6 protein-coding genes and 1 pseudogene are annotated in these 8490 nt (G+C 60.9%); 5 read left to right on the plus strand and 2 right to left on the minus strand.

Annotation, left to right across the window (positions count from 1 at the left end; translation table 11 throughout):
• Nucleotides 1-271: 271 nt before the first annotated feature.
• Nucleotides 272-2404, minus strand: a complete 2133-nt coding sequence (gene glgX, locus XAXN_RS16870) for a glycogen debranching protein GlgX (RefSeq protein ID WP_054320408.1) — start codon at nt 2402-2404, stop codon at nt 272-274.
• 495 nt (nt 2405-2899) lie between these two features.
• On the opposite strand from glgX, the gene rimK reads away from it, so the two are divergent.
• The 4 genes from rimK (at nt 2900) to XAXN_RS16890 (ending at nt 6470) form a co-directional block, all read left to right on the plus strand.
• Entirely contained in the window at nt 2900-3787 is an 888-nt protein-coding gene (gene rimK / locus XAXN_RS16875) for a 30S ribosomal protein S6--L-glutamate ligase (RefSeq protein WP_054320412.1), read from the plus strand.
• A gap of 209 nt (nt 3788-3996) precedes the next feature.
• Entirely contained in the window at nt 3997-4440 is a 444-nt protein-coding gene (locus tag XAXN_RS16880; protein WP_054320409.1) for a hypothetical protein, read from the plus strand.
• A gap of 25 nt (nt 4441-4465) precedes the next feature.
• On the plus strand, nt 4466-5143 hold the full coding sequence (locus XAXN_RS16885) for a response regulator transcription factor (RefSeq protein WP_003490678.1): 678 nt from the start codon (nt 4466-4468) through the stop codon (nt 5141-5143).
• A complete protein-coding gene (locus XAXN_RS16890; RefSeq protein WP_054320410.1) occupies nt 5136-6470 on the plus strand; it encodes a sensor histidine kinase in 1335 nt (444 codons plus the stop codon). The genes XAXN_RS16885 and XAXN_RS16890 overlap by 8 nt, the downstream gene beginning before the upstream one ends.
• Before the next feature lie 573 nt (nt 6471-7043).
• Here the strand turns inward: XAXN_RS16890 and XAXN_RS16895 are convergent.
• Nucleotides 7044-8131: pseudogene (locus XAXN_RS16895) on the minus strand (IS3 family transposase); the annotation flags it as partial.
• A 197-nt stretch (nt 8132-8328) separates the two neighbouring features.
• Here XAXN_RS16895 and XAXN_RS21940 point away from each other — a divergent pair.
• Nucleotides 8329-8490, plus strand: a 162-nt coding sequence (locus tag XAXN_RS21940) for a transposase (protein ID WP_134984909.1), incomplete at its 3' end; no start/stop codon positions are given.

Below are 8490 nucleotides of genomic sequence, written 5' to 3' on the forward strand. Positions count from 1 at the left end.
CCAATGATTTGTTCCTCGGTAAAACGCTTCTTCACGTCCAATCTCCTTCAGGTAGGGAATTGGACTCCAAACTGGCGTGCTACTCAAAATCGGGGGGACGTCGGAAGTCGAACAGATTCGCTTGGGTGTGCCATCACCCTGGTCACGCGCAAGACGCGTAGCGCATGCAAGACCAATCCGTCATTCCGACGACGCAAACGAAAACGCTTGCCGCCTATCCGATACCGGTAGGCAGCAAGCGCCGCTCGTCATTGCGTTGTGCTTGGACGCTTTACTGGTCGCTCTTGCACTCGAAGACCGACACGCTGCGCGGCGGGGCCAGGAATTCGCTGGCGCCGGCCGGCATCATGTCCACTTCCAGTGCTTCGTCAGTAGAGAGCACCAGCTTCCAGTGCACCGGCTCATCGGAGGAGGGCAGGGTAAAGGTCACGCCCTCGTGATAGGCGTTGATGACGATGAGCAAGGTGTCGTCGTTGGCCAGTTCCTTGACCCCCGAGGTCTGCGCCTTGCCTTCCAGCAACAAGCCCACCGAGCGCGCGGCGGGGTCGGTCCAGTGCGCATCGTCCATTTCAATGCCGCCCGGATTGAGCCAGGTGAGATCGCGCAGGCCGGCTTCTTCGTTGTACTGGCCGTTGAGGAAGCGGCCCCGCGACAGGATCGGGTAGCGCTTGCGCAGACGGGTCAGTGCCTTCACGAACTCGGTCAGGCGGCCATCTGTGGGATCGTTTTCCCAATCCGGCCAGGTGATTTCGTTGTCCTGGCAATAGGTATTGTTATTGCCTCCCTGGGTCTGCGCGCGCTCGTCGCCGCTCAGCATCATCGGCGTGCCTTGCGATAGCAGCAGGGTGGCAAGCAGGTTCTTCATCTGCCGCTCGCGGATCTGCAGCACCTCGGCGTTCTCGGTGTCGCCTTCCTCGCCGTAGTTGCAGGAGCCATCGTTCGACGAACCGTCGCGGTTGTCCTCGCCGTTATCGATGTTGTGCTTTTCGTTGTAGCTGACCAGGTCGCGCAAAGTGAAGCCATCGTGCGCGGTGATGAAGTTCACCGATGCCCATGGGCGCCGGCCGCGGCGATCGAATAGATCGGCCGAACCGGTGAAACGGGTCGCGAACTCCGCCAGCTTGCCGTCTTCACCTTTCCAGAATTCGCGCGCATTGTCGCGGAACTTGTCGTTCCACTCCGACCAACCCGGCGGGAAGTGACCTACTTGATAACCACCTGGGCCGCAGTCCCACGGTTCGGCGATCAGCTTGACCTCTGACAGCAGCGGGTCCTGGTTGCAGGCATCCAGGAAGCCGCCACGCTGATCGAAGCCGCTCGGCTCCCGGCCAAGAATGGTGGCCAGATCGAAGCGGAAGCCATCCACATGCATTTCGCCGGCCCAGTAGCGCAGCGAATCGTTGACGAACTGGATCACCCGCGAATTGCTCAGATTCAGCGTGTTTCCGGTGCCGGTATCGTTGATGTAGTAGCGCTTGTCGTCGGCCAGGCGGTAATAGCTGGCGTTGTCGATGCCCTTGAACGACAAGGTCGGCCCCAGCTCGCTGCCTTCGGCAGTGTGGTTGTAGACCACGTCCAGAATCACTTCCAGACCCTGCTTGTGCATGGCCTTGACCATGTCGCGGAACTCGTCGCGATGACCGCTGGCGAGGTAGCGCGACTTCAGCGCGAAAAAGCCGATGGTGTTGTAGCCCCAGTAATTGCGCAGCCCCTTGTCGAGCAGATGCTGGTCGTCCAGGTAGGCGTGTACCGGCAACAGCTCCACCGTGGTGATGCCCAGGTCTTTGATGTATTGGAGGACCTGCGGGTGGGCCAGGCCGGCGAACGTGCCACGCACCGCCTCGGGCACCTGCGGATTGCGCATCGTGTAGCCGCGCACATGGGTTTCGTAGATGACCGTTTCATTCCACGGCTTGAGCAGGCGTGTGTCGTCTCCCCAATCGTAGGTGTCCTCGACCACCACGCACTTGGGCATGAAGGGCGCGCTGTCGCGCTCGTCGAAGCTCAGGTCGCCATCGGGGTGGCCAACGGTGTAGCCGTAGAGCTCGTCGGACCAGATCAGGTCGCCTTCCAGTTCGCGCGCATACGGATCCAGCAACAGCTTGTTGTGATTGAAGCGATGACCTTCGGTTGGCGCATAGGGGCCATGTACGCGATAGCCATAGCGCTGGCCCGGCTTGGCATCGGGCAGATACCCGTGCCAGATTTCGTTGGTGTACTCCGGCAGGTCGACGCGGGTTTCGTTGCCCTGTTCGTCGAACAGGCACAGCTCGACACGCGTGGCATGCGCGGAAAACAGCGCGAAATTGGTGCCCTTGCCATCGAAGACGGCGCCGCGTGGGAACGGGCGTCCCTGACGGATGCGGGAGGGATTGGCATAGGCCGCGCTTGTTGGACGTCGCATGGAGAGTCTCGGATGCGCCGGCACGCCGGCATTGAGGGGCCTCAAGCATTGCGTCTACAGCTGTGCAAAACGCGTTACGGCAACACGGGTGTGGCGTGAGGGCGGTCGTCGGGATCGTTTACTTGGCGCCCCGACGCAAACGCGCGCCGGCCAGCACGCGCGCCACATCGCGGTCATGCGCGGGGGGCATGGGCGAGCAATGGGGCTAGGCCCCCCACTGGTTGTGATCGGTACGAGCGTACGCGCGAAATGCTTTGCGCAATTACGCGCATGCGTTGCTTGAGCGACGCGCCAGCGCCCTGCTAGCATCGATCCGGCTGAGGCCGTGCAGCCACAGCGTTGTTCGGATTTGTCGCGGTACCTTCGCTCTTTCATTCTCGGGACCGTCGCAGTCGGCCTGATCGCAGCGTATAGCGCGGGCCTGCACTGCACGGACTTGGGTCACTTCGTTACCAGATTCTGCCCATGTCCAAGCCGCGCCGTGTGCCTGCCGCGATGAAAATCGCCATCCTTTCCCGCAACAGCAAGCTGTACTCGACACGGCGGCTGATCGAAGCCGGACGCAAGCGTGGTCACACCGTGCGCATCCTCGACCCCTTGCGTTGCTACATGCGCATCGTCGCCGACGGCTTCAGCCTGCACTACAAGGGCAAGCCGATCACCGGCTTCGATGCGGTGATCCCGCGCATCGGCGCCTCGATCACCCGCTATGCCACCGCAGTGCTGCGCCAGCTCGAGTTCATGGGCACCTACACGCCCAATCCGTCGGACGCCATCCTGCGCTCGCGCGACAAACTGCGCGCGCATCAGTTGTTGGCGGCGCAGGGCATCGACATGCCGGTCACCGTGTTCGGCGACAACCCCGACGACACCCAGGACCTGCTCTCCATGCTCGGCCCGCCGCCGCACGTGGTGAAGTTGAACGAGGGTGCGCAAGGCGCCGGGGTGATCCTGACCGAAAAGGCCAGCGCTTCGCGCGGCGTAGTCGAAGCGCTGCGCGGGCTGTACGCCAATTTCATCGTGCAGGAATTCATCGGTGAGGCCGAAGGCGCCGACCTGCGCTGTTTCGTGGTCGGCGACAAGGTCGTGGCGGCGATGCGCCGCCAGGCGGCCGAAGGCGATTTCCGGTCCAATCTGCACCTGGGCGGCACTGCCGCCGTGGCCGAGGCAACCGAGCAAGAGCAGGAGGTCGCAGTACGCTCGGCGCGCGCCCTGGGCCTGGCAGTGGCAGGGGTGGACCTGATCCGGTCCAAACGCGGCCCGTTGGTGTTGGAGGTCAATTCAACGCCCGGCCTGGAAGGGGTAGAAGGCGTGTGTGGCGTGGATGTGGCCGGGGCGATTGTCCAGCACCTGGAGCAGTCCGTCCGCCGCTCGGCCGGCTAACGAATTTACCAAAAAATTAACGCAAATCTAATTGCCGCCTCGCTAGCCTCTTCCGACCGTAGCTCCGCTCTCGGCAGTGACGGTGATCGGGATGAACTTTTGGCCCAAGTGCGGTGTCGCACTTGGGCCTTTTTATGGACGGCTTGCCGCTGTTTGGGTTCGCGTCTACATTCGCAAATGTTAAATCAGCTGGCACAAGGAGGCGTCGCATGGCAAAACGTTGGAGTGTTGCGGGACTGCTGCTCGCCACTGGCCTGATGAGTGGTCATGCCTTGGCCGTCGTGCTCGATCTGGACAAGCCGTTCCAGCCTCAGGCAGCGCAGGTCCGTACCGATCTTGCCGACGGCGAGAAGTACTCCGAGATCAGTCAGGATGAGCGCGCTAAGGTGGGCGCTGCGCTTGATCGGATCGACGCAGTATTCCAGACGCAGCCGGATCTCCAGGCACTGCAGCCAGAGCAATTGGCGGCCGTTCGCAACGATCAGGAGCTCGTCACCCGAATTTTGACCAGGGCACGCGAAGATAGCCGGCTGATTTGTCGGCGCGAGCGCGCGACTGGGTCGCAGATGAGTACGAAACAGTGTATGACGGCTGCCCAGCGGCGCCGTCAGACCACGGAGAGTCAAGACGAAATTTCTCGGCGCCAGCGCTAAAAACAGCTTAACGAACGAGGTTCCAGTGCGAATTCTAGTAATTGAAGATAACAGCGATATTGCCGCAAACCTTGGCGATTACCTCGAAGACCGGGGCCACACGGTGGACTTTGCCGCCGATGGCGTGACCGGCCTCCACCTTGCCGTGGTGCACGAGTTCGATGCCATCGTGCTCGACCTCAACCTGCCTGGCATGGATGGCATCGAGGTCTGCCGCAAGCTGCGCAACGAGGCGCGCAAGCAGACCCCGGTGTTGATGCTGACCGCGCGCGACTCGCTGGACAACAAGCTGGCCGGCTTCGACTCCGGCGCCGACGACTATCTGATCAAGCCGTTCGCGCTGCAGGAAGTGGAAGTGCGCCTCAACGCGCTGTCGCGTCGTGGCAAGGGCGTGCACACCCGCGTGCTGGAAACCGGTGATCTGGAATACAACCTGGATACGCTGGAAGTGCGTCGCCGCGGCAAGCTGCTGCAACTCAACCCGACTGCGCTGAAGATCCTGCAGGCGCTGATGGAAGCCTCGCCGGCGGTGGTCACCCGCCAGGAACTGGAAACCCGCGTGTGGGGCGAAGAGCTGCCGGATTCGGATTCGTTGCGCGTGCATATCCACGGCCTGCGCGCCGTGGTCGACAAGCCGTTCGATGTGCCGATGATCCAGACCCGCCACGGCATCGGCTACCGCATCGCCTCGCCCGATGCCTGAAAGTACGAGCGAGACGCGGCCGGCGCGTAGGCGCGGCCGCTATCGGCGGCGTCTGCGCAGCCGCATCATCCTGTCGTTCGTGTTGTTGGGCTTCTGCCTGACAACGCTGTTCGCTTTCGCCACCAACTGGGCGCGCTCGCGCGTGGAAAACCAGTTGGTGGAAGATGTGATGAACCGCAACATCGATGCCTTCGCGCAGCGCTACTATTCCGACCCGCTGCGCAATCCCGATCTGCCGGTGCAGCAGATGCGTGGGCGCGTGGTCAAAAGCGACAAGTTCGAAGCGCTGCGCCGCGAACAGCCGGATTGGTATCAGTTTCAGGATGGCATCCGGACAGTTTCGGGTGTGGACGAGAGCGGGAATCCCTACTCGTATAAATTGGCTGTACGTAAAACGCCGAGCGTTTGGTTTTTCCTGGCGTACGACATGACCCAGACGCTTAAGGGCGAGATCCAGCTCAAGCGCACCTTGATGCTATCGGTGTTGGTGTTCAGCGGCTTCTCGCTGTTGATCGGCTGGTGGTCCGCATCCAAGGTCATGCGCCCGGTGTCGGACCTGGCTGCGCGCTTGCGTGCGTATCGTGGCGGCACGAGCGAACCCAAGCCGCTGGCCGCGCATTTCCCGGACGACGAAGTCGGCCAGCTCGCCGAAGCACTCGACGACTACTCGGCGCGTCTTACCGAAGTGGTGCAGCGCGACCGCGAGTTCAACGCCGACGTCAGCCATGAACTGCGCACCCCATTGGCAGTGATCCGCGGCGCGACCGAACTGCTGCTTACCAAACCCAACCTGGACGAAAAGGTGCTGCAGCGGCTGCAACGCATCCAGCGCGCCGAGCAGCAATGTAGCGATTTGATCGGCTCGTTGTTGCTGCTCTCGCGCAACGAACGCGGACAGGGCAGCAGCAACGTCGCCAAGGTGGCCGAGCAACTGATCGATTCGCATCGCGCACAACTCGGCGGAAAACCGCTGGAATTGCTGCTGGAAGGCGAACGCGATCTGGTCATCGACGCGCCCGAATCCGCCTTGTCGGTGGCGTTGGGCAACCTGATCGGCAATGCGGTCAAGTACACCCAGGACGGCCAGGTGCGCGTGCGTGTGCGTGGCGACTGTGTGGAAGTCATCGACTCCGGCCCCGGTCTGAGCGAAGAAGACGCGGCCAAACTGTTCCAGCGCGGCTACCGCGGCACCCACGCCGGCCACTCGCAAGGCGGTGGGATTGGTCTGTCGATCGTGAGCCGTCTTTGCGACCTGTACGGCTGGCGCGTGAGCGTGCGGCCGGGGCAGGAGCGGGGTGTTATCGCGACGTTGGCGTTTCATCGATAACAACAAGGACTACGGCACTTGAAATCGACGTTTGCACGACGAAGTTATAAACTCCTCTGAGTTCTAGCTTCGCTGCGGTCAAATGTGGTGAATCAGTAAAGCCTGGCGTGAGACGCCAGGCTTTTCGCAGTTTCCTTGGCGGTTAAATCATGGCTGCGTGAGTTGAGTTTGGTTTGTCATCTGACCGAAGCTACTGCCCAAAGGGGTTATGCCCTTTGGAGTTGGGGATGGTGGTGCCAGTGGGTAAAGGATTTTGGGAAGATGGTAGTGTCGGGAAAGGGCTGGGCGAGTGTGTGACTACCGAGTCGCCCCCGGAAACTTTCTTGATTTCTTGATCGCTCAACTCTTTCATATTAATCCTTTTATTTATAAAAAATGCGGGTTGGATATGTGCAAAATTTGCACGGGACCGAATTTACTCTTTTTATTTGGAGGATTGCAACGTGCGGGGGTATTTCTGTTTATTAGTGATTTTATAAAAATGTATATTTTTAATAATTAAAGTCGCGAAACGCTTGCGCCAGTTCCTTGAGAAGTCTGAACCGATCCGGCTTTCTTGAGTTGCTTATACTTTGCAGCCAGTGCCAATTTCTGCATTGGCGTGATGCCGCCAAGCGCCATGTTGGGGCGCTCGTGGTTGTAGGACCAATAGCCAGCGCGTGGCTGTGTTCTGCACCTGTTCGATGTTGTCGAACAGGGTGCGTGCCAGCCAGGCGTATCGGACGGTGCGGTTGTAGCGCTCGACGTAGGCGTTTTGCTGGGGCTTGCCAGGCTGTATATGCTCGATCTGGATGCCTTGCCGCTGCGCGCCCAGTTCAGCAGCGCACCGCTGATGTATTCGGGGCCGTTATCGCAGCGAATGGCGCCAAGCTTGCCACGCCACTCGATGATCTGCTCCAGTGAACGGATCACGCGTGCCGACGGCAGCGACAGGTCGACCTCGATCCCCAGCCCCTGGCGGTTGAAGTCGTCTAGTACATTGAACAGCCGGAAGCTGCGGCCGTCGCTGAGTTGGTCGTGCATGAAGTCCATCGACCAGACCTGGTTGATCGTCTCTGGCACCGAGAGTGGCTCGGGCTTCTCCCGCACCAGCCGCTTCTTCGGCTTGATCCGCAGGTTCAATTCCAGCTCGCGGTAGATGCGATACACGCGCTTGTGGTTCCAGCCGAAGCCTTTCACGTTGCGCAGGTGCAGGAAACATAGCCCGAAGCCCCAGTTGCGGTAAGCCGTGGTCAGTCGGATCAGCCAGTCGGCGATCCGGGCATTGTCTTCGTTCACCTTGGCTTGGTAGCGAAAGCAGGTCTCGCTCGCTTCGAAGGTCCTGCACGCATGCCGGATCGCGGCTCGCCCGCCTTCCACCGCCCATCGGGTCATCTCCCGGCGTTGAGATGGCCTCACCATTTTTTTGCCATCGCCTCCTTAAGCAGGTCGGCACTGAGCTGGGCCTCGGCGTACATCTTTTTCAACCGCCGATTCTCATCCTGCAGCTCCTTGAGCTGGGCCATCAACGAGGCGTCCATGCCACCGAACTTGCTGCGCCATTTGTAGAACGTTGCCGAGCTGATGCCGTGCTCGCGGCATAACGCTGGCACGGGTGTGCCTGCCTGGGCCTGCTTGAGCGCGGCGATGATCTGGCTGTCGGTAAAGCGGGACTTCTTCATGGAACCTCCTCCGGTCAGAGTACGAGAAAATTCGACTTCTGACGTCTGCTACTCGGCGGGGGGATTACCTCATACATGCGACGACAGCTGACACATCATTACTTAACCTGATTAGCCCCATCGTTCAGCCGGTAGTTGCAGGATCTGCGACGCTGCGGTTGGACAATGGCCCCACCTGAAGGCAACGGAGGTGGGAGATGGGGATCAACATCGTGCAGTTTCAGCCGGGATTGTCGCTGACCGAGTGCGTGGATCGCTACGGAACCGAAGCCACGTGTTACCGGGCGTTGTATCGGTGGCGCTGGCCGAATGGATTTCGCTGCCCGCAGTGCGACGGCCGCGCGCGCTCGCGCTTTCGA

The sequence above is a fragment of the Xanthomonas axonopodis genome (genome assembly GCF_001304695.1).
GTDB lineage: Bacteria > Pseudomonadota > Gammaproteobacteria > Xanthomonadales > Xanthomonadaceae > Xanthomonas > Xanthomonas axonopodis.

Excerpts from the sequence above, each read along its gene's own strand:
- XAXN_RS16880 (WP_054320409.1), top strand. The coding sequence starts at position 3,997 with ATGGCAAAACGTTGGAGTGTTGCGGGACTGCTGCTCGCCACTGGCCTG.
- XAXN_RS16890 (WP_054320410.1), top strand. The coding sequence starts at position 5,136 with ATGCCTGAAAGTACGAGCGAGACGCGGCCGGCGCGTAGGCGCGGCCGC.
- rimK (WP_054320412.1), top strand. The coding sequence starts at position 2,900 with ATGAAAATCGCCATCCTTTCCCGCAACAGCAAGCTGTACTCGACACGG.
- glgX (WP_054320408.1), bottom strand. The coding sequence starts at position 2,404 with ATGCGACGTCCAACAAGCGCGGCCTATGCCAATCCCTCCCGCATCCGT.